The organism is Bacillus halotolerans (genome assembly GCF_001517105.1).
Classification (GTDB): Bacteria; Bacillota; Bacilli; order Bacillales; family Bacillaceae; genus Bacillus; species Bacillus halotolerans.
The window spans coordinates 313,698-334,868 of record NZ_LPVF01000009.1; the positions used below are offsets into that span (position 1 = coordinate 313,698).

Here is a 21,171-nt window from a genome sequence, read left to right on the forward strand (position 1 = left end):
TCACATTCCTCCCTCAAGCCTTGTTAGATCAGGTCTTAAATGAGCCAAATGTTGAAGGCGTTCAATGACCATATTTCCGTCTGTATCTAAATAAGCACATTCCATTTCGTTCCCTTTTTGAATGTGGTCTGGGGAGCGATTTAACACGTGATTGATTCTTAACTGTGTCGGCAGCATTTCAGAGGCAGCAATGACCGCATGATTATTTCCGTTAAATCCGGCGTGGGCAATCCCTTTCAGCGAACCCAGAACAAAAATGTTTCCGCCGGCTCTGACTGTCCCGCCCGGGTTCACATCTCCGATGAGAAGCAAATCGCCCTTCACCTCGAGCACTTGGCCTGAACGGACAATTTTTGAAACAGAAATAATTTCAGCTTCCTCTTTCATACGCTGTGCTTCTTTTTTAGTAATGACTTCACTCTCAATAGAATGAACAAACAAATCTTTCTTTGACGCAATTAATTCGGTCAGCTGTTCCTCTTGCTCCTGATATAAGCAGCGATTGCCCAGCTTAATGTGAACGCTGATTTTCTGGCCTTTTCCATCTGTATATTGTTCAATTGACAGCATATTCTGAAGACCATCGAGAAGCTCATCAAAAGAACATGCATCATCAAGATGCAATGTCAAACCATTCTTTGTTCCTTTTATCGTTACATATTGCTGCTTTTTGGTCTTCACAATATTCACCTCAACAACATACTCATTTCGTCAAAAAAAGATAAAATCCTTTTTACTCATCTCTCAATTCTTTCTTTAGACTCATAAAAAATAATCTAAATGGGAGAACCAGGATGAGTGCGCTTATCATATTTAATAAAACTGTCGGTATAAACCGGTCTAACACAAAGCCATTAAACGTCATAATGTCTTTGTGAATCAGCGACTGAATGCCGAATACATAAAATTCAAGCAGGCAAACTGCGAGAACAGCAATCAGGATGACGACAAAAGCGTTTGTGTGCAGCACTTTAAACGCTTTTGACGCCAAATAGCTTAGCCCCGCAAAGCCAAACATATAAACACCTAATAGACTTGTATAATTCATATCATATAGAAAGCCGAAAATAAAACCGTAGATCACCGCGTGTTTTTGATTGATAAAAGCCGACATAAAAATCAGCACAAGCATCAGAAAACGCGGGACGAGCACCTGGTCATCCGTGACGAACGGGAAATGCACCAGATCAGTAAAGATGCTTTCCGCTGAAAAAACCAACATCATAACGAAAGGGAGAAGGAAACGTTTCACGATCCTTCCTCCTCTGTATCGACAGTCGGCACATCACGATTAACAACGATCACATTATTTAAATCAGAAAGATCAGCCGCAGGTTTTACATAGGCAACTTTCGTTAATCCATAAGAGTCAGACTCGATCTCAGTCACTTCACCGATTGTCAGCCCTTCTGGAAATACGCCTCCTGTGCCCGACGTTTCAATCAGATCGCCTTTTTTCACGTCTTGTTTATCCTTGCGTTCGATTATGGTCATCTTCAGCCGTTTTTTGTCTTTATCATAGCCTTCGATTAAACCGTAGCCTTTGCTGCCTTTTTTCCCGGAAATGGTTGTTGCGACTCTGTTATTCCGGTCAGTATCGCTTAAAAGCTGGACCGTAGACGTAAAGTTATTAAGGCCGGAGCTTTTAATCTTCCCGATTAATGCGCCTTTTTCGTTCGTTACAGCCATATCTTTCGCTACGTTTTGCTGAGTCCCTTTGTTAATGGTCACCTGCTTCGCCCAGTTATCAGGGCTTCTGGCAATGACTGTCGCCAAAATCGGCTTGTAATCTTTTATTGATTTCACATGGCCGAGTTCGTCACGCAAGGATTTGTTTTCGTCTTCAAGTTCTTGGAGCTTGGCTTCATATTTTGTCTGTCCGTCAAGCTTTTCTCTCAGACGCTCGTTTTCTTCGTATGTGTTTTTTAAATCACTAATGTTCTCAAATATCCCTGCAAAAAATTCGGCAGGCGTATGAAAAATGTTTTGAAATACTCCCGTCGTATCACCGATCAGTTTCTCAGGCCAGGTGGTATTACGGCCGTCCTTCAGCGAAAATCCAATCATAGCCACCAATATGATAATACACAGAAGTAATAGCATTAACCGTTTATTCGGCATCGTGTTACACCTCTTCTATTGAACTCCCGATTATCTTGTTTTTCCTTTGAAAAGATGAATGTGCTCCAGTGCTTTTCCTGTACCGATCGCTACACAATCAAGCGGGTCTTCAGCGATAAGGACCGGCATTTTTGTTTCTTCGCTGATGACTTTGTCCAAATTACGAAGAAGCGCTCCGCCGCCGGTTAACACAATACCTCTGTCCATGATATCTGCGGCAAGCTCAGGCGGTGTTTTTTCAAGTGTGCTTTTAACTGCCTCTACAATGGTTGACACAGTGTCACGCAAAGCATTAGAAATTTCTTTTCCAGTAATTTCGATCGTTTTCGGCAGACCAGTCAGCAAGTCACGTCCGCGGATTTCCATTTTATCGGATTCTTCTGCGGATTCAGCAGAGCCGATATCCATTTTAATCGCTTCAGCAGTGCGGTCCCCGATCATCAGGTTGTATGTTTTTCTGATGTAGTTGATAATCGCATCGTCCATTTCATCACCGGCAACGCGGATGGATTGAGATGTTACAATACCTCCGAGGGAAATAATCGCAACTTCTGTCGTTCCGCCACCGATATCAACAACCATGCTTCCAGTCGGTTCCCAAACCGGCAGATTGGCGCCGATAGCCGCAGCAAACGGTTCTTCGATCGGATACGCGTCACGCGCTCCTGCTTGTCTTGTCGCATCGATAACAGCACGCTCTTCAACCGCAGTAATGCCGGATGGCACACAAACCATCACATAAGGTTTTCTGGCAAACATGCCTTTATTTTTAATGGCTTGATTGATGTAATATTTCATCATGGTAGCCGTTGTTTCATAATCAGCGATAACGCCGTCTTTCATCGGGCGAAGAGCCACTACGTTTCCAGGAGTCCGTCCGATCATATTTTTCGCATCATTTCCGACAGCAACAATCGATTTCGTATCCGTTTGCAGAGCAACGACTGACGGCTCTCTCACAACAATTCCTTTACCTTTCACAAAAACAAGCGTATTCGCAGTTCCAAGATCTATACCAAGGTCTCTTGTACCAATTCCAAACATATGTATGTATCTTCCTTTCTTAAAGCAAAAATACCCTAAAGGGAAAAACTCATAAACTCTATTATAGCTTAATTCGACGAAAAAAAAGTGTTACAAATATCCTTTTTCCTTTAAACTCACAAATTTTTTGTCGCCAATCACCAAATGGTCAAGCAGCTCGATGCCAATCAGGTTTCCGCATTCAAACAGCCGTCTTGTCACTTCAATATCTTCCCTGCTCGGCGTCGGATCCCCCGAAGGATGATTGTGGATACAAATAAAGGAAGCGGCAGATCGTTTGAACGCTTCTTTAAATACCTCCCGGGGGTGGACAATAGATGAATTCAGACTTCCGATAAAAACAGTGCGTTTATGGATGACTTGGTTTTTTGTATTTAAATATAAACAGACAAAATGCTCCTGGGTTAAAAAGCGCATATCCTCCATGACCAGGTTTGCGCCGTCTTCCGGGGAGCGGATTACAACATGTTCTTCATTGGCTAGTTTATGAATACGGCTTCCCAGTTCAACTGCTGCCAGTATTTGCACAGCCTTCACCAGACCGATTCCCGGGATGCTGGACAGCTCCTCAACGGAAGCTTCTTTCAGCAGACGCAGCCCGTCAAACGAGCGCAGAAGCCTGTTTGAAAGGTTCATAACAGATTCGTTCTTTGTGCCTGTCCGCAATAAAATAGCCAAAAGTTCGTTGTTTGCTAAGTTCTCGGCTCCGACTTTCAGCAGCCGTTCTCTAGGTTTTTCTTTCTTTGGGAAATCTCTGAGTTTTAATGGCAGATCGTGTATGATCAAGCCCTCCTTTTCTTTCCCTTCCCGTTTATAAAAATCGTCAGGCTTCTACATCAAAATCCTTCAGAACTCTCATTGTTTTTGATATAGGGAGCCCTACGACTGAATAATAATCTCCGTCTATTTTTTTTACAAAAAGTGCGCCTTTTCCTTGGATGCCGTAAGCACCTGCTTTATCCATCGGCTCTTTCGTTTCAATATAAGTCCAAATCTCTTCTTCACTGAGGGGCCAAAACACAACCTCTGTCTTATCATAGAACGTTTCGCTGTGATTTGCGGCTTGAATACTGACAGCGGTTATCACTGAATGACTACGGCCGGAAAGCCTGCGAAGCATAGCAGCGGCTTCTTCTTGATCTTGCGGTTTGCCAAGGCACTCACCGTCAAGACATACCATTGTATCAGCACCGATTACGATTGCGCCCGGATTGAGATCGGCCACAGCCTTAGCTTTTTGTTTTGCCAACCATTGGACGTTTTCTTCAGGTGAAAAGTTTCGATTTAATTTTTCCTCTACTTCACTGACAATAATGGTGTAGGGAATCTGAAGCAGATCGAGGAGTTCTTTTCTTCGCGGAGATTGTGATGCAAGTATAAGCGGCTTAGCCATGTTCGTCATCCTTTCAGGGTTTGCTTAAGAAAAAAAGATACTCATTTATCCTACCAAATCATGAGGCTCGCCACAATTTCAGAAAAATAACTTTTTCATGACAAAATAAAAAAAGCCTGTCACTAAGGACGAAGGCTCAGGCACTTTCTATTATTTAACTACGGCTAAAAGCTGCTGCTGAGCCTTCCATCCGGCTTCAGCACTTGGGTCCTCTAATTCCTTTAACGCCTGCAAAACTGCTTTTTTCTCTCCCGTTTCAGCCGCTTCTGATTCACCGAGCGACTTTTCTATTTTTTTAACACTTGCTTTTGTGATATCTTCTCCGAGGATCGCCTTCGCAGAGAGCTCTGCTGTTTTCTTGAAAGAATCTGTCATATCCGACTCTATTGATAAGGATAATTCCTTGCCTCCCCAAGCTTCAAAATCGCTGTCGATCAAAAGCTGCCCTAACTGCTGTGATACAGCCTTATCATTTGCCAGGCCCGCAATGACATACGTGTACCCGTCATCCTTTGACAGGGAGACGGCGGAATATCCTTTTTCAGTCAGCTGTTCAGTTAACGTCTCAGCACCCTTTTCATTTGAAAACTTTCCTGCTTGAACTGCATATGTTTTATATGTACCTTCCGTTTGTGCCGCTTGTTTTTCTCCGCCGGTGCTTTGTTTCTCCGCAGATGTATCTCCTGCTTTTGCCGTCTGGCTGCCTAAAGAATCATCTAAGGAGGCTGGCGCCGACGCTTCTTTATTGCCTGATATATTCAATGCGAATAGCCCTAAGCCTGTGCCTAAAACCGCCGCAAAGGCAATTGTCGCCGCCACTCTTTTTACCGGCTTGGCCGCCCCTGACTTTCCTTTTGAATAGAGCTTCGATTTCTTCTTTTGATAAGGCGGAACAACTTTGGGGTCATCTTTAAACACCTTATCCTCGTCTGAATCCCAGTTGAATTCATCTTCATCAGGATGTTCATGGGATGCCGCAACCTCCTGCTCCGCCTTTCTCTTTTCCTCCCAATTTGAAAACGTCATGTCTTTTTCTTGCTCTGTCTTCGGTGTCTCTTGTTCGTAAACTGTTTCTTCTTTTCCATTAATCGTCACCTTAAGGGCTTTTTCTTCCGCTTTACTGATTTTTTTTGCTTCCTTTTTTTCAATTCTGCTTCCTCCCTTCATTTGTGTGACCGTTCTTGTGGCTTTTCATGCTACACACTTTAGCATAGGCGAAAAAAAAAGAACAAGACTTTTGTCGTCTTGTCCAAAAAACGTTCGTCAAATTTTTCATCAGTCAGCCTAACGCCGTTTTGACATAAAAGGATATGATAGAGTCACCGTATAAATAAGCGAAAATGCTTCCTGCTGCAATTGCCGGGGCAAAGGGAATCGGCTGTTTTCTGGCCAGCCTTCCGAACAGTACAGCGGCAGCTCCGTACAATGCGCCTATAAGAACAGAAAAGAAAAAGGCGGCAGCAAGCATTTTTACACCAAGCACAAGGCCGATAACGGCAAATAATTTAATATCCCCTCCCCCTATTCCTCCATGAGTGATGACGGCAATAAAGGCCAGTAAAAGAAAACCGGCAGCCGCGCCTATAAAGCCTTCATACCAAGAAAGAAGCGGAGAAATGATTCTGCCAGCCGCCAGAAAGGGAAGAAAGAATAGCAATATGCGATTTGGAATCAGCATAAAGTGAATATCTGTCACAGAAACAATAATTAGAAGAGATAGAAACAGCAACGCAACAATCAGTTCCCAAGACAAACCGAAACGAAATCCCGCGGCTGCAAATAAACTCGCTGTCGAGAGCTCTGCCGCCGGGTACATAAGAGAGAGCTTTTGGCCGCAGCTTTTGCAATTGCCTTTTTGCAGAATAAAAGATAAAACAGGGATTAATTCCGTCGGGGTTAGGGTTCGACGGCAAAAAGAACATGCCGAACGCGGACTTATGATGGATATGTGCAAGGGGATACGGCATCCAACCGTATAATAAAATGAACCGAGGATAAGGCCGAGGACAAAAAGAATCGGAATCATAGACAACACACCTTTACTCTCTTTAGGATTATGCTATGGATTGTAGCACAGCAAGCATATTGATCTATAATAAGCAATTTTAGATTTTGACAGAAAAAATCCCGGCAGAATATCATTATTGATTCTGCCGGGCCAAAGTCATTACAGCATTCTTTTTCGAATGTCAGAAATAAAATAAAGTGATCCCGTAATGAGCACGATATTATTTGAGCCTTTTTTGCTTTCTATTAATTTGATCACATGCTCCGGATCTTCATTCCAGCTTTTGCTGCTGATTTCACTAGCATCATACAGATCTTTCGCTAGAGAAGCACGCGGAAAATCAAAAGAAGCAAAATGAATCGAGTGCGCGATCGTTTCCAGTTTCTTAATCATGTCATGATACGGCTTATCCTTTAACGCACTAAACACCACACAAATATCGGAATCTGGGAAACACTGCTTCATCGTTTCAGTCAGCTTATCGATCCCTTCTTCATTATGGGCGCCGTCTAAATATACCGGCGGATGTTCCTGAACCAACTCTAATCTGCCCGGCCAAGCAGCCTTTATGAGCCCGCTTCTTAACGCAGCATCACTCAATTCAGCAATGTTTTCCCTGTTAAGCCACTCGGCAGCCAAAATGGACAATGCCGCATTTTGTCTTTGATGCGTACCGATGAGAGATGTTCGAATATCTTCATAACACGTTTCTCCGGTTTTTAAAGAAAACTGTTCTCCTGCAGGGAGAGCCTTTTCATTATAAATCCTGCTTGTATCATGCAATGACTGAAAAGGAGCAGACTTTCGTTCAGCTTCATGCCGGATTACCTGTAAGGCTTCCGGCTGGGTAACGGCTGTCACGATCGGAATGCCTTCTTTTATAATCCCGGCTTTTTCGCCTGCGATTTCTTCAATGGTGTTTCCTAAAATGTTCATATGGTCGTGTCCGATGCTTGTGATGACAGTTAAAAGCGGCTCGACAACATTGGTAGAATCGTACCTTCCGCCCAGACCTGTTTCAAAAATAACAAAATCGACCTTATGATACGCAGCAAAATATAAAAATGCACAAGCCGTCATAATTTCAAATTCTGTCGGCTGACCGTGTTCAGTTTGATCAAGCTCTTCCACGATCGGTTTCACCTGATTAACGAGTGTGACCCACTCCTCATCTGTAATAGGTGTGCCGTTTACGCTGATGCGCTCATTAAATGTGATGATATAAGGCGATGTAAACGTACCGACAGTGTATCCCGCTTCTTGCAGCATAGAACGGATAAAAGCGACAGTTGATCCTTTGCCGTTTGTTCCCGCCACGTGGAGCGCGCGGATATTCTTTTCAGGATGGTCCAATCGCGCCATCAGCTGCTTCATTCGATCAAGACCGGGCTTCACTCCGAATTTCAGACGGCTGTGAATCCAGCTGCGCGCTTCTTCATATGCAGTAAACAATGATAATCCCCTCTTTTATAAGACAAGGCGGTTTCTCAAGAAACCGCCTCGGCTTTTCATTAGCCCTTCAGCTCAGCCATTCGTTTTTGAACAGCGTCACGCTTTGCCACATAATCTTTCTCTTTCTCACGTTCTTCATCAATTACGTGCGCAGGCGCTTTTTTTATAAATCCTTCGTTTCCAAGTTTCTTTTGGACACGCTCGACCTCTTTCGTCAGCTTATCGAATTCTTTTTGCAGACGGGCGATTTCTTCATCGATATTAATTAAACCTTCAAGCGGAAGTATGACCTCTGCTCCTGTGACAACTGCCGTCATTGCTTTATCAACAGCTTCGATATCTGTACCGATTTTCAGCACGCTCGGATTTGTAAAGCGTTCCACATAAGAACGGTTTGCTTCGAGACGGGCTGCGACCTCGTCCGTGCTCGCTTTAATGTACAATTCAACTTGCTTGCTCATCGGTGTGTTTACTTCGCTGCGGATATTACGCACAGAACGGATCAGCTCAACGAGAAGCTTCATGTCAGCAGCAGCTTCAGTGTCTGTATGCTCAGGCACAACAACAGGCCATGTGCTTACAGTAATGGATTCTCCTTGGTGCGGCAGGTGCTGCCAAATTTCCTCCGTTAAGAATGGCATAAACGGATGGAGCAGGCGCATCGTTTGATCCAGAACATAAGCAAGGATGGAACGGGTTGTTTTCTTAGCCGCTTCGTCTTCTCCGTAAAGCGGAAGCTTCGCCATTTCAATATACCAATCACAGAAATCGTCCCAAATAAAGTTATATAAATGGCGGCCGACTTCACCAAATTCATATCGGTCAGCAAGCTGGGTCACGTGCTCGATCGTTTCATTTAATCGCGTTAAAATCCACTTGTCAGCTACTGATTTTTCGCCTGACAGATCAAGCTCATCATATGTCATGCCGTCCATGTTCATTAACGCGAAACGAGAAGCGTTCCAAATTTTATTGGCAAAATTCCAAGTCGATTCCACTTTTTCATAGCTGAAGCGAAGATCTTGGCCAGGAGAGCTTCCAGTCGCCAGGAAATAGCGAAGGGAATCGGCTCCGTACTTGTCAATCACGTCCATCGGATCGACACCGTTGCCAAGAGATTTACTCATTTTTCTGCCTTGCTCATCACGGATTAAGCCATGGATTAAAACATCTTTAAACGGACGTTCACCAGTAAATTCAATCCCTTGGAAAATCATGCGTGACACCCAGAAGAAAATGATGTCGTAGCCTGTAACGAGAACGTCAGTCGGATAATAGCGTTTAAAGTCTTCAGCTGTCAAATCAGGCCAGCCCATAGTGGAGAAAGGCCAGAGCGCAGAACTAAACCATGTATCCAGCACGTCTGTATCCTGCTCCCAATTTTCGCTGTCCTCCGGCGCTTCAAGACCGACATATAACTCGCCTGTTTCTTTATGATACCAGGCAGGAATGCGGTGGCCCCACCATAATTGACGGGAAATACACCAATCGCGGATATTTTCCATCCAATGCAAATACGTTTTTTCGAAGCGGTCAGGAACAAAGTTGACTTTTTCTTCTTTCTCTTGCAATTCTATTGCTGCATCAGCAAGCGGCTGCATGCGCACAAACCATTGGGTAGAAAGATAAGGTTCAACAACCGCTCCGCTTCGTTCACTATGCCCGACAGAGTGCAGATGATCCTCGATTTTGAAGAGAACGCCTGCCTCCTGTAAATCTTTAACGAGCTTTTTGCGGCATTCAAAGCGATCCATGCCTTGATATTGCAGCGCATTTTCATTCATCGTGCCGTCTTCATTCATGACAAGAATGCGCTCTAAGTTATGGCGGTTGCCAAGCTCGAAGTCGTTCGGATCATGGGCAGGCGTAATTTTCACCGCACCTGAACCAAATTCCATATCAACATAGTCATCGCCGACAATCGGTATTTCACGATTTGTGATAGGCAGAATAACCGTTTTTCCGATAAGGTGCTTGTAGCGCTCATCTTCAGGGTGAACCGCAACGGCTGAATCACCAAGCATCGTTTCTGGACGTGTCGTCGCGATTTCAATTGAACCTGATCCGTCAGCAAGCGGATAGCTCATGTGATAAAACGCGCCTTGAACATCCTTGTAAATGACCTCAATGTCTGATAAAGCTGTTTTTGTTGCAGGGTCCCAATTTATGATGTATTCGCCTCTGTAGATCAAGCCTTTTTCATAAAGTTTGACGAACACTTCGCGAACCGCTCTGTTTAAGCCTTCATCAAGCGTGAAGCGCTCACGGGAATAATCAAGGCCAAGCCCTAATTTCGCCCACTGGCTGCGGATGAAGTCAGCATACTCTTCCTTCCACTTCCACGTTTCTTCAAGAAATTTCTCACGGCCTAAATCGTAACGGCTTGTGCCTTCTTCACGAAGTTTCGCTTCAACTTTAGCCTGTGTCGCGATGCCGGCATGGTCCATACCCGGAAGCCACAGTACATCATAACCCTGCATGCGTTTCATTCTTGTTACAATGTCTTGCAGCGTGGTATCCCAAGCGTGGCCAAGGTGAAGCCTTCCTGTTACGTTTGGCGGCGGAATAACGACAGAGTACGGCTCCTTTGTCTGATCGCTGCCTGCTTCAAAAAACCTACCTTTTAGCCAAAAATCATATCGGTCTTTTTCAACCGCAGCCGGATCGTATTTCGTCGGCATTGTTTGTTCATTCGTTTCCATCATAACCCTCCAGCATGTTTAAAATGGCTGAGAACGAAAAAAGAGCCCTTCATCCTTGGGAAAAGGACGAAAAAGCTCTTTCGCGGTACCACCTTTTTTCATGAACCTTGTCAGTTCATGCGCTTCAACGGATAACGGGGGTTTCCCGAATTTCTCTACTCTTCTTTCAAGAAATTATGCTCCCGGGCGACCTTCCAATCAGACAACATAAGAAGCCTTTCAGCAAGCGGCTTCTCTCTCTGCATGCGTCTTTCTTGTACTCTTCCCGTTCTAAGCAGGTGTATCTATCAGCTCATTATATACTTTATTTATGTTCTTTATTATAGTAAAAGTGTTTTTGATTCGTCAATCATCTTTTCCAAAAATACTGCGTCCTATACAAGATGGGCAGGCACCTATTGACCAAGTATACATATGATGCTTGTAAATGCGTTGAGGAGGATGCACCGTGAAGAAACGTTTCAGCTCTTATTCCCTGCCGCCGTGGGTCAGGCAAATTCGGCTTGTATCCGCGCAAGTGATTATCCCGATTACGATTTTCCAAGGTATCAGAACTATTTTCTTTCCGACAACCTTTGATGTCTTACTGCTCGCAATATTGATTCTGTTAGCCTGTGCGCTTCATTTGGAATGGATATAAACAAACAAGTCCGCGCCAATTAAGACGTGGACTCGTTTTCCGCCTGAAATTTTTTCTCTTGTTCAATTTGATGGATTTTCATCACAAACGGCTCAATATTTTTCATTTGCCAGTATGCCTTTAATAAGTGTGTACATTCATCTTTTTCAGGCTGTCTTTTCCCGGTCTGATAGCGGTTCAGCACTTTGTACACCGCTGCCGGATAAGCCATGTAACTGAGAAAAAGACTGATTTCAGCATCATGCAGAGGAAATGCTTTCGTATATGCATAAAACCAATCGACACACTCCGGACAAGCTTTTGGAAAACCGCTGAACATTCGTGTGTAAAAGCCGAGCAAGTCGTTATGCGGCGGCCCCACAGACGCTCTCTCAAAATTCGTAAAGTATCCGGTCCCCGCATCATTATACAGAAAATGGTGAATAGACAGGCTGCCATGGGTAATGACAACCCTTGAGGAGCCTTTTTCTTTTGCCGCTTCATACCAGTCCTTAATCCGCTCAAGCGCAAAGTTCACGGCGGAAATGGTTTCTGAATAATAGGTTACAGCCTGCAATTCAAAGGGGGACAGGTACCATTCTTTCTCAGCTCTGTCTACAAACTGTTCATAAATGATCTTTTCATTTTCCCACTTTTTTCTCGTTTGTTCATAGTGGCGTTCAATGTCTTCACGCCTGACCTTGAACTCCTGCGCAGTTCGCTCGTGAAGGCGGGCTGTTTCTCTAAATAGATAGGCATGTTTCTGATCCCGCTCTTCCTCTTGGTCAAATTGGAGCCAAGGCATTAAGTAATAGGAGTCTCCAGTTTGTACGCCCCCGGAGAAAAACTCTCCCCCATTTGTTCTGTAAATGGGAACAAACGAATGAAAGCCTTTTTCCTCAATTGCCACCATTTGATCTGTAAAATGTTTGCCGCGAACCGATTTCATTTTTTTCAGCGCAAATACCCCATAATCTGAATACACTTTCCACACACGAGAACTGACTGGCTCAATAAATTGAGCCGTCAGTCCGTATTCCTGAAGAACCGATTGGACATCTTCCATTCCATTCACCACATTTTCCGACCGCTTACGACTTACGCATGGCTGCTGTTGTATTGAGGGATATAAAGAATCTGCCCTGCTTTCAATTCATCATCCAGCGCCAAAGAATTCATCCTGATCAGCTGCTGGGAGGTAATGTCGTACCGTTCGCATAAACGTTCAATGGTATCTTCCTGCTGAACAATACAGATTTTCATTCTAGAAAACTCATCTTCTTCTCTTGTAAAGAGTTTTGTTAAATAAAGAGAATTATGATTTTCCTTTGTTTCAGTTCCCTTTGTTTGAGCAGCAGGAACAGCCCCAGCAACAGCATCTGTTTCCTTCCTTTCAGGTTCGGAAGTGTCTGGCAGCTGGTAAGAATGAAAAGACGCCTCTTCCTCAGGTTCTTCAGGTGAAGGTGTTTTTCTCACTTCAATTTCAAAGCTTTCTTTCTTCTGCTCTTCTTCCTCCAGCAGCTTAGGCGCTGAATAAAAGGAATGCTCTTCTGAATCTTGTTCCGGCAGGAAGGTACGGTAGGCCGGCGTAAGCTCTTCTTCCTGAGATTCCTCTTCAGCACTTATCTTTTGATTAAAATGCAGGGTTGGAACTGCTGATTCTTCCTTTAAAAGTGCAGCTGGCGCTTCTTCCTGCTCTCTGCTTCCTTCTAAAGAAACAACGTCTTCACGTATAGTTTCCTGGACTTCCTCCGGTTGTTCTGCATCCTGTCGAGGTGCAGGCTCTATGTGATCCGATAGCCACGATTCTGTTTTTTGGGATTCTTGACACAGAGCATGCTCAAGAATAGGAGAATCTGGATTTTCTGTTTTTTCTTCACCACGCTCAGCTTCTACAGCAAGTGATATTTCCGCCTCTGAAACAAGCGGTTCTGACAGTTCAGCCTGCTCTTCTTCCGTCTCTGTTTTTTCGCGGATCCCTATTCCTGAAGCAGCCTTTGGGGAATCTGCTTCTATTGTTTCCGCTTCCTCACGAAGCCTTGTCTCTGATAGAATGAGCTCCGGCGGCTTCGCTTCTTTCGCATTTATATCTTTGCTGCCCTCTGGTTCTAAAGCAGCTGATTCTGATCGTACAGTTTCTTTCTCTTCATTCGCCTGCTCTTCACGAAGCCTCGCTTCCGAGACAACTAGCTCTGACGGCTCGGCTGGCGCTTCTTCTGCTTTTATACCGCCGCTTTCCTCTGCTTTTAAATCCAATGGCGCTGACCGCTCAGCTTCTTCCTTTTCATCTGCTTGCTCTTCACGAAGCCCCGCTTCCGAGACAACAAGCTCCGGCGGCTCAGCTGGCGCTTCTTCCGCCTTTATATCTTCGCTGTCCTCTGATTTTAAAGTCAATGGCGCTGACCGCTCAGCTTCTTTCTTTTCATTTTCCTGTTCTTCACGAAGCCCCGCTTCCGAGACAACAAGCCCTGGCGGCTCAGCTGACGCTTCTTCTGCTTTAATACCGCCGCTTTCCTCCGCTTTTAAAGCCAATGGCTCTGACCGCTCAGCTTCTTTCTTTTCATTTTCCTGTTCTTCACGAAGCCTCGCTTCCGAGACAACTAGCTCTGGCGGCTCAGCTGGCGCTTCTTCCGCCTTTATATCTTCGCTGTCCTCTGGTTTCAAAGCCAATGGCTCTGACCGCTCAGCTTCTTCCTCTTCATTTTCCTGCTCTTCACGAAGCCTCGTTTCCGAGACTAGAAGCTCCGGCGGCTCAGCTGGCGCTTCTTCCGCCTTTATATCTTCGCTGTCCTCTGATTTCAAAGCCAATGGCTCTGGCCGCTCAGCTTCTTCCTCTTCATTTTCCTGCTCTTCACGAAGCCTCGTTTCCGAGACAACAAGCTCCGGCGGCTCGGCTGGCGCTTCTTCTACGCTGTCCTCTGCTTCTAAAGCAAATAGCTCTGGCGGCTCAGAAAAACCTTCATCAGGAGCTTCATAGAGAGGAATGTCTTGCTCCCTGTCTGCTGTGTCATCAAGAAGGCCTTCTATTGCTAAATCAGCCTGGATCGTTAGGATACGCGAGTCTGTTAGTTGATAGTCAAATGCATCAATAAACACAAAAACTTCATGTAGATGACTGACTTTATTTTTCGGGATGGTAATATCGACAGGGAAACAATGAGTCAGTTCCGCAGTTCCATCCTCTCTCGTTCTGACCTCTTCGACAAACCGCTTATCGGTATAAAACTCTTCAGTATTTTTGCTCTGATCTATGTTGTACTCACCTGTAAGTTCAAGCGATCCTCTGATTGAAACGTAATCATTTACTTCCTGAACCCTAATATCAGGATCTAATGAAATGGAAAGCAGTTCAGAAACTTCCTGTCCTTTTTGGAAACAGATCGATTCTTCTACAGAAAATTGCAATCGATGATTTTGCGGCAAGTTCATATCCTCCTTTCATCTAATCCTTAAAATTAGATGTCACTAAAGGTGTATGTATGAAATGGAGAAAATATGAATGGGGAAGCATAGAAAAACCGGTACAAGGATGTCCTTGATACCGGTTTTTATCGTACTTATCCGCGGCTGATCTCTGCGAATACGTTCTCAGCTGCCTGAATTGTTTTTTCAATATCTTCATCAGTATGAGCCGTCGAGAGGAAAAGCCCTTCAAATTGAGACGGCGGAAGGAACACACCTTCGTTTGCCATTCCTTTATAATACTTGGCAAACAGCTTCAAATCCGATGCTTTGGCTGTTTCATAATTGATGACAGGTTCATTTGTAAAGAAGAAACCGATCATTGAACCTGCGCGGTTAAAGGTATGCGGAATACCGTGCGCCTCTGCCGCTTTTGAAATGCCTTCTTCCAGCCTGTCGCCTTTTTTCATAAAGGTCTTGTATGATTCAGGCGTGAGCTGCTTTAATGTTTCGAGTCCAGCCGTCATCGCAAGCGGGTTGCCTGACAGCGTACCTGCCTGATAAATCGGACCGCTCGGAGCGATCCGCTCCATAATTTCGGCTTTACCGCCATAAGCGCCGACAGGCAGTCCGCCCCCGATCACTTTTCCTAAGCAAGTCAGATCAGGCGTTACGCCGAAATAGCCTTGAGCGCATTTGTAATCGACCCGGAAGCCAGTCATGACTTCATCAAAAATCAGCAGCGTGCCGTACTGTTCAGTAATATCACGCAATCCTTGCAGGAAGCCTTCTTGCGGCGGAACTACTCCCATGTTTCCGGCAACCGGTTCTACGATGACGCCTGCAATGTCTTCACCGAACTGTTGGAATGCAAGCTTTACACTTTCTAAATCATTGTACGGAACGGTGATGGTGTTTTTCGCTATTCCTTCAGGTACGCCCGGGCTGTCAGGCAGACCGAGTGTTGCCACTCCTGAACCCGCTTTAATCAGCAGAGAATCTCCGTGTCCATGGTAGCAGCCCTCAAATTTTAAAATCTTATTGCGGCCTGTATATCCTCTTGCCAAACGAAGCGCGCTCATGGTCGCCTCGGTTCCCGAGCTGACCATCCGTACAATTTCTACTGACGGCACTCGGTCAATGACGAGCTTCGCCAATTCATTTTCCACCTCAGTCGGAGCCCCGAAGCTTGTCCCGTATTCAGCCACTTTTTTGAGGCTCTCTACAACGCGGTCATTTGTGTGTCCTAAAATTAAAGGCCCCCATGACAAGACGTAATCAATATACTCATTTCCATCAATATCATAGATTTTAGAGCCTTTTCCTCGCTCCATAAAAATCGGGTCCATGTCTACCGATTTAAAGGCGCGAACGGGGCTGTTTACACCGCCCGGCATGAGTTTTTGCGCTTCTTTAAAAGCCGCTTTTGATTTTTCATAGCTTCTCATCTGCCTCAACTCCTGTCAACTGAATAAAATTACTCCGCAAGCCATTTTGCTGCGTCTTTTGCATGATACGTAATAATCAGGTCGGCACCCGCACGCTTCATGCTTGTCAAAATTTCTAAGACAATCTCTTTTTCCTTGATCCAGCCGTTCTGAGCTGCAGCCTTCACCATAGAATACTCTCCGCTTACATTATAAGCCACAAGCGGCAATGTAAACTCATTTTTTACATCCCGCATGATATCCATATAAGAAAGTGAAGGTTTCACAATCAGGAAGTCCGCGCCTTCTTCAACATCTGATTGGGCTTCACGGAGTGCTTCCAGGCGGTTGGCAGGGTCCATTTGATACGTTTTGCGGTCGCCAAATTGAGGCGTGCTGTTTGCTGCATCCCGGAACGGACCGTAAAACTCACTTGAATATTTCACGGCGTAAGACATGATCGGAATATTGATGAAGCCTTCTTTATCTAACGCTTCTCTGATAACCGTCACAAATCCGTCCATCATGTTAGAAGGCGCAATGATATCCGCTCCGGCTTTTGCTTGGCTGACAGCTGTCTGTGCCAATAGCTCCAAGGATTCATCATTCAGGATCTGTCCGTCTTTGACGAGACCGCAATGTCCGTGATCTGTATATTCACATAGGCATGTATCAGCGACGACAACCATCTCAGGGAAGTGCTTTTTAATTTCGGCAATTGCTTCTTGCACAATCCCATGGTCATGGTAAGCTTGCGTTCCGCAATCATCTTTTTCTTCAGGTATGCCGAAAACAATGACGGATTGAATTCCGAGACTGACCAGCTCAGCCACTTCATCCTTTAATAGATCTAAAGATACATGATAAACATCAGGCATTGAAGGAACAGCTTTTTTTCCTTCTAAACCTTCAACGACAAAGATCGGATAAATAAAATCAGATGGATGCAGACGAGTTTCTTTCACCATCTCTCTCATTGCTTTTGATGACCGCAAACGGCGGTGTCTGTTAAATGATTGACTCATATTCTATCTTCCTTTCTAGACATGCGGCACATTAAATCAAGCATGCCGTCAATTGTAAATGTATCAGGCATATACGACGTGATTCCGTACGACAGCAGAGCGTCCCTCGTTAGCGGTCCGATGCTGATGCAGGCCGTCTGGTGCGCCGGCCATTTTTTTATTCCTTCTCCCAGAACATGCATAAATGTATGTACGGTTGATGAGCTTGTAAATGTCACATAATCAAATGAATACTGATTCGCGGCATTTTTTAATTCCTCAATGCCGTCTTCATCAGGAACAGTTTCATATACGACCCATTCCTTCACTTCAAAGCCAAGAGGCGTAAGCTCTTTTTTTATCACATCGCGAGATAAATTGCCTTTTATGACTGAAATCCGTTCTGACGGTTCGGCATGCTGCTTAAGAGCGTCCGCCAATTGTTCTGCAATATAGTCATGAGGCATTACATCAACCGATACGTTGTACGATTCTAAACGGCGTGCGGTTTTTTCACCAACAGCTGCAATTTTTTTATGACCGGGAACAATAAGCTGATTTTCTTTCAGATAAGAAAAAAAGAAATCTGCTCCATTTACACTCGTAAACACAAGCCACCCGGGTATGGCAAGATCTATTCGCACCTGTTCTGCCAGATCATTCGGCAGAGCTCGGTGAAACGTGATCAATGAGGCCAATACCGCTTTTCCGCCAAGCTGCTCCACTTTCTGCCGAAACGATTTTGCCTGCGTCTTATTTCGGGTGACAAGCACTGTTTTTCCTTTCAAAGGAAAATCATTTACCATCCTCATCAAGCTCCCGTTTTACGCGATCAATTAAATCTTTAGCGCCTTGATCAGTCATGAGAGCCGCACAGCGCTTACCGACTTCCTCCGGATCGTTTCCGGTGACGGTTTCTTTGAAAATGATTTTTCCATCAGGCGAAGCCACAAGCCCTGTCAGTTCAATTTCATCCTGGCCGTTTATCACCGAGTAGCCGGCGATCGGCACCTGACAGCCGCCCTCCATCGCGTTTAAGTAGGCACGTTCTGCCAGTACAGTCCGTTTTGTATACTCATCCGTAAACTGAGAAAATAACGTTAAAAGCTCTCGATCGGATTCGCGGCACTCAATTGCAAGAGCGCCTTGACCAACAGCCGGAAGACAGCGCTCAGGCTCAAGAAATTCAGTTACGACTTCCTGCTTCCAGCCCATTCTGGAAAGCCCTGCCGCAGCTAAAATAATTGCGTCATAATCTTCGTTTTCCAGCTTTTGAAGTCTCGTATCTATATTACCTCTAATCCATTTAATTGTAATGTCAGGGCGCTCAATCAAAAGCTGCGCGCTTCTTCTTAAACTGCTTGTGCCGATTACAGCACCTTCCTTCAATTCAGAAAGCTTTACACGATTCTTTGAAATAAGAGCGTCACGAGGATCTTCCCGTTCAGGAATACAGCCGATCACAAGGCCCTCAGGCAAAACGGCAGGCATATCCTTCATGCTGTGAACCGCCATATCAATGTCTTCGTTTAAAAGCGCTTGTTCGATTTCTTTGACAAACAGCCCTTTCCCTCCCACTTTTGACAGGGTAACATCGACAATCCGGTCACCCTTTGTGACGATTTCTTTTATGTCAAAAGCAAAAGAAGGATTGATCTCCTTCAGTTTGCGAATCACCCATTTTGTTTGGGTCATAGCGAGTTTGCTCCGTCTGGAACCTACTTTTATCGTTCTCATTTTTTCTTTCCTCCCGAATCTGCTTGGGCACATTATTTAACTGAACCAATGGAATTGAGACAGGCTTCCGAGCAGGAAATAATTGATCATCAGCACGAGAAAACAAGCCGTATTCCACAGTGCGGCGACCTTCCCCTGAAGCTCTTTAATCAGCCTGATATAAAGATAATAGCTGTACAGAAGCAGGACGACAAACGAACCAAGCACTTTGGCGTCGAACCAATACAGCGTTTCTAGAGACACATACGCCCAAATGACGCCAAGAATCAAACTCAGCAAAAGCATCGGAACTCCGATGACATTCAGAACATACGCCATATAATCAAGCTTAGACAAATCTTCTATTCTCAACAGCCACTTTCCCCATTTTTTCTTTTTTAACAGATGATATTGAAACAAGTAGAGCACAGAGAATACAAAAGAAAGGGAAAAAGCGCCGTAAGAAAGAATCGCCATTGTAATATGAATCACTAACAGCTCCGATACGAGCTGACCCGAAAAAGCCGCTGACTGCTGCTCCGTCGGTGAAAATGTATGAATGGCGATCATAGCAAACCCTATTACATTTGTAAAAAACACAATAAAATCAACACGCAGCAGCTTTGTCAGTACAAGTGACAGTGTGACAAGCACCCAAGCATAAAAATAAAGCGCCTCCGTCACATTTAATACCGGAAACCGCCCCGTCACCCACATAAAGTAGGCTAAATACACGGTTTGCAGAGTCCAGACAATAGAAAGCAACCAGAAGGCCATTTTCCCAGCCTTCCGGTTGTGTTGAAGAAAATCTATAAAATAAAAGAGTACACTTAATGCGTAAATGACGATTGTCCCTTCATTAAGTCTTGCCATTGCAGTATCAATCATTCAGCTTTCACTCACTTACAAGTGGGGCAAACCCCGCTCTTGATTCAGCCTTCTTATAAGAATGGACCTTTTGGCTGCCTTCAATGCTTTTGATCATTTGCCGGCCCGCAGCTTCTTCTATATCAAAAATCTGCTTAAACAAAGCCAGCTTTTCTTCAGAATCAGCCTCTGCCGCAAGTTCTTTCACCTTTAATATCGGGTCGCGGAGCATTTGATTAATGATACTTTTCGTATGTTTATTCAAAAGTTTTTTCTCTCTTGTCGTCAAATGAGGCAGCTTCCGTTCGATGCTGTCCATCGTTTCAGACTGGATTGCCAGCGCCTTTTCACGCAATGCGGAAATGACGGGCACTACACCGAGTGTATTCAGCCATTGTTTAAATTCCACAATAGTTTCTTCGATTAACAGTTCAACCTTCTCAGCGGTTTCTCTCCGCTCTTTCAGGTTCGCTTCTACGATCCCTTCAAGATCGTCTATATCATAAAGGAAGACGCCTTCTAAATCGTTCAAAGCGGGATCCAAGTCTCTTGGCACGGCGATGTCCACCATAAATAAAGGGCGGCCCTTGCGAAGCTTATTCGCGTTTTCCATCATTTCTTTAGACACAACAAAATCACTCGCACCGGTAGAGCTGATTAAAATATCGGCTTCTGCAAGCGCGCTTTCAAGCTGATTTAAGCTTCGCGCTTCACCGGAGAAACGGTCTGCAAGTTCTTTCGCTTTCAAGTATGTTCTGTTAATGACGGTCACTTTTCCGATTCCCTGTCCGTGCAGATTTTCGGCTGCAAGCTCGCCCATCTTTCCTGCACCAAGGATCAATATATGCTTGCTTGAAAGGTTTCCGAAGATTTTTTTCGCAAGCTCAACGGCCGCATAGCTAACAGACACTGCATTAGAGCCAATGTCTGTTTCGGCGTGAGTCCGTTTACCCACTGTAACCGCCCGCTTAAACAACTCATTAAAAATCGTGCCGATCGTTTTTTCTTGCTGAGCTGTTTTGAAGCTGTCGCGCACCTGGCCAAGTATTTGCGTTTCACCGATCACCATAGAATCCAATCCGCAGGCTACACGGAACAAATGCTCAACAGCCGCATCGCTTTCATAAAATCTTAAAAACGGCGACAGGTCTTCTTTGCTTAAGTGAAACCAGTCAGCTAAAAATTTCTTTATATAATAACGGCCGGTATGGAGCTGGTCGACTACCGCATAAATTTCAGTACGGTTGCAGGTAGATACGATGATATTTTCGAGAATGCTTTTCTCTGCTTTTAGCTGCACCATCGCTTCTGCAAGCTCATTCGGCTGAAAACTTACTTTTTCACGTATCTCAATAGGGGCGGATTTATAATCTACTCCCACAACAAGTATATGCATCGCTTTAATTACACCCCCAA

Annotated in this window: 19 protein-coding genes and 1 other annotated feature; of the genes, 1 reads left to right on the forward strand and 18 read right to left on the reverse strand. The window is 44.7% G+C overall.

Going from position 1 to position 21,171, the window contains the following annotated elements:
- The 10 genes from minC to valS form a co-directional block, all read right to left on the reverse strand.
- A complete protein-coding gene (gene minC, locus AU387_RS09290) occupies positions 1-681 on the reverse strand; it encodes a septum site-determining protein MinC (protein WP_024122354.1) in 681 nt (226 codons plus the stop codon).
- Between the two features lie 52 nt (positions 682-733).
- Positions 734-1,252: a rod shape-determining protein MreD gene (gene mreD, locus AU387_RS09295; RefSeq protein WP_010335162.1), complete on the reverse strand. Its 519-nt coding sequence runs from the start codon at positions 1,250-1,252 to the stop codon at positions 734-736.
- Positions 1,249-2,121, reverse strand: coding sequence for a rod shape-determining protein MreC (mreC, locus tag AU387_RS09300; RefSeq protein WP_010335163.1), 873 nt, complete (start codon positions 2,119-2,121; stop codon positions 1,249-1,251). The genes mreD and mreC overlap by 4 nt, the downstream gene beginning before the upstream one ends.
- Before the next feature lie 30 nt (positions 2,122-2,151).
- A complete protein-coding gene (gene mreB / locus AU387_RS09305; protein WP_010335164.1) occupies positions 2,152-3,165 on the reverse strand; it encodes a cell shape-determining protein MreB in 1,014 nt (337 codons plus the stop codon).
- A gap of 90 nt (positions 3,166-3,255) precedes the next feature.
- Positions 3,256-3,951, reverse strand: a complete 696-nt coding sequence (gene radC, locus AU387_RS09310) for a RadC family protein (RefSeq protein ID WP_044154171.1) — start codon at positions 3,949-3,951, stop codon at positions 3,256-3,258.
- Positions 3,952-3,988: 37 nt separating this feature from the next.
- Positions 3,989-4,558, reverse strand: coding sequence for a Maf family nucleotide pyrophosphatase (locus AU387_RS09315; RefSeq protein ID WP_044154168.1), 570 nt, complete (start codon positions 4,556-4,558; stop codon positions 3,989-3,991).
- 150 nt (positions 4,559-4,708) lie between these two features.
- Entirely contained in the window at positions 4,709-5,725 is a 1,017-nt protein-coding gene (locus tag AU387_RS09320; RefSeq protein ID WP_415868787.1) for an SPOR domain-containing protein, read from the reverse strand.
- A gap of 112 nt (positions 5,726-5,837) precedes the next feature.
- On the reverse strand, positions 5,838-6,584 hold the full coding sequence (locus AU387_RS09325) for a prepilin peptidase (protein ID WP_044154157.1): 747 nt from the start codon (positions 6,582-6,584) through the stop codon (positions 5,838-5,840).
- 141 nt (positions 6,585-6,725) lie between these two features.
- Positions 6,726-8,018, reverse strand: a complete 1,293-nt coding sequence (locus AU387_RS09330; protein WP_059335530.1) for a bifunctional folylpolyglutamate synthase/dihydrofolate synthase — start codon at positions 8,016-8,018, stop codon at positions 6,726-6,728.
- 59 nt (positions 8,019-8,077) lie between these two features.
- Positions 8,078-10,720 (reverse strand): valine--tRNA ligase, encoded by a 2,643-nt coding sequence (gene valS, locus AU387_RS09335; protein WP_059335531.1) that lies wholly within the window; start codon positions 10,718-10,720, stop codon positions 8,078-8,080.
- 59 nt (positions 10,721-10,779) lie between these two features.
- Positions 10,780-11,002 (reverse strand) — a binding site (T-box leader).
- A gap of 166 nt (positions 11,003-11,168) precedes the next feature.
- On the opposite strand from valS, the gene AU387_RS09340 reads away from it, so the two are divergent.
- On the forward strand, positions 11,169-11,360 hold the full coding sequence (locus AU387_RS09340; protein ID WP_024122364.1) for a hypothetical protein: 192 nt from the start codon (positions 11,169-11,171) through the stop codon (positions 11,358-11,360).
- 19 nt (positions 11,361-11,379) lie between these two features.
- On the opposite strand, the gene cotN is transcribed toward AU387_RS09340, so the two are convergent.
- From cotN to hemA, 8 genes are all read right to left on the reverse strand, one after another.
- Positions 11,380-12,405 (reverse strand): spore coat protein CotN, encoded by a 1,026-nt coding sequence (gene cotN / locus AU387_RS09345; protein WP_059335532.1) that lies wholly within the window; start codon positions 12,403-12,405, stop codon positions 11,380-11,382.
- 32 nt (positions 12,406-12,437) lie between these two features.
- Positions 12,438-14,762, reverse strand: a complete 2,325-nt coding sequence (locus tag AU387_RS09350; protein WP_059335533.1) for a LysM peptidoglycan-binding domain-containing protein — start codon at positions 14,760-14,762, stop codon at positions 12,438-12,440.
- 134 nt (positions 14,763-14,896) lie between these two features.
- Complete coding sequence (gene hemL / locus AU387_RS09355; RefSeq protein ID WP_059293481.1) at positions 14,897-16,189, reverse strand: glutamate-1-semialdehyde 2,1-aminomutase; 1,293 nt, start codon at positions 16,187-16,189, stop codon at positions 14,897-14,899.
- Between the two features lie 29 nt (positions 16,190-16,218).
- Complete coding sequence (gene hemB / locus AU387_RS09360; protein ID WP_024122369.1) at positions 16,219-17,193, reverse strand: porphobilinogen synthase; 975 nt, start codon at positions 17,191-17,193, stop codon at positions 16,219-16,221.
- Positions 17,190-17,978 carry a uroporphyrinogen-III synthase gene (hemD, locus tag AU387_RS09365; RefSeq protein ID WP_059335534.1) on the reverse strand — a complete coding sequence of 263 codons (789 nt, stop codon included), beginning with the start codon at positions 17,976-17,978 and terminating at the stop codon, positions 17,190-17,192. Before hemD ends, hemB begins: the two co-directional genes overlap by 4 nt.
- Complete coding sequence (hemC, locus tag AU387_RS09370) at positions 17,968-18,909, reverse strand: hydroxymethylbilane synthase (RefSeq protein ID WP_059335535.1); 942 nt, start codon at positions 18,907-18,909, stop codon at positions 17,968-17,970. The genes hemD and hemC overlap by 11 nt, the downstream gene beginning before the upstream one ends.
- Before the next feature lie 36 nt (positions 18,910-18,945).
- Positions 18,946-19,776 (reverse strand): cytochrome c biogenesis protein, encoded by an 831-nt coding sequence (locus tag AU387_RS09375; protein WP_010335178.1) that lies wholly within the window; start codon positions 19,774-19,776, stop codon positions 18,946-18,948.
- 7 nt (positions 19,777-19,783) lie between these two features.
- Positions 19,784-21,151 (reverse strand): glutamyl-tRNA reductase, encoded by a 1,368-nt coding sequence (hemA, locus tag AU387_RS09380; RefSeq protein WP_059335536.1) that lies wholly within the window; start codon positions 21,149-21,151, stop codon positions 19,784-19,786.
- Positions 21,152-21,171 lie beyond the last annotated feature (20 nt).

What these genes read in the sequence shown, in the direction of transcription:
- mreC (WP_010335163.1), bottom strand. Translation starts at nt 2,121, where the DNA reads ATGCCGAATAAACGGTTAATGCTATTACTTCTGTGTATTATCATATTG.
- mreB (WP_010335164.1), bottom strand. Translation starts at nt 3,165, where the DNA reads ATGTTTGGAATTGGTACAAGAGACCTTGGTATAGATCTTGGAACTGCG.
- AU387_RS09315 (WP_044154168.1), bottom strand. Translation starts at nt 4,558, where the DNA reads ATGGCTAAGCCGCTTATACTTGCATCACAATCTCCGCGAAGAAAAGAA.
- AU387_RS09320 (WP_415868787.1), bottom strand. Translation starts at nt 5,725, where the DNA reads ATGAAGGGAGGAAGCAGAATTGAAAAAAAGGAAGCAAAAAAAATCAGT.
- AU387_RS09325 (WP_044154157.1), bottom strand. Translation starts at nt 6,584, where the DNA reads ATGATTCCGATTCTTTTTGTCCTCGGCCTTATCCTCGGTTCATTTTAT.
- valS (WP_059335531.1), bottom strand. Translation starts at nt 10,720, where the DNA reads ATGGAAACGAATGAACAAACAATGCCGACGAAATACGATCCGGCTGCG.
- cotN (WP_059335532.1), bottom strand. Translation starts at nt 12,405, where the DNA reads ATGGAAGATGTCCAATCGGTTCTTCAGGAATACGGACTGACGGCTCAA.
- hemL (WP_059293481.1), bottom strand. Translation starts at nt 16,189, where the DNA reads ATGAGAAGCTATGAAAAATCAAAAGCGGCTTTTAAAGAAGCGCAAAAA.
- hemB (WP_024122369.1), bottom strand. Translation starts at nt 17,193, where the DNA reads ATGAGTCAATCATTTAACAGACACCGCCGTTTGCGGTCATCAAAAGCA.
- hemD (WP_059335534.1), bottom strand. Translation starts at nt 17,978, where the DNA reads ATGGTAAATGATTTTCCTTTGAAAGGAAAAACAGTGCTTGTCACCCGA.
- hemC (WP_059335535.1), bottom strand. Translation starts at nt 18,909, where the DNA reads ATGAGAACGATAAAAGTAGGTTCCAGACGGAGCAAACTCGCTATGACC.
- AU387_RS09375 (WP_010335178.1), bottom strand. Translation starts at nt 19,776, where the DNA reads ATGATTGATACTGCAATGGCAAGACTTAATGAAGGGACAATCGTCATT.
- hemA (WP_059335536.1), bottom strand. Translation starts at nt 21,151, where the DNA reads ATGCATATACTTGTTGTGGGAGTAGATTATAAATCCGCCCCTATTGAG.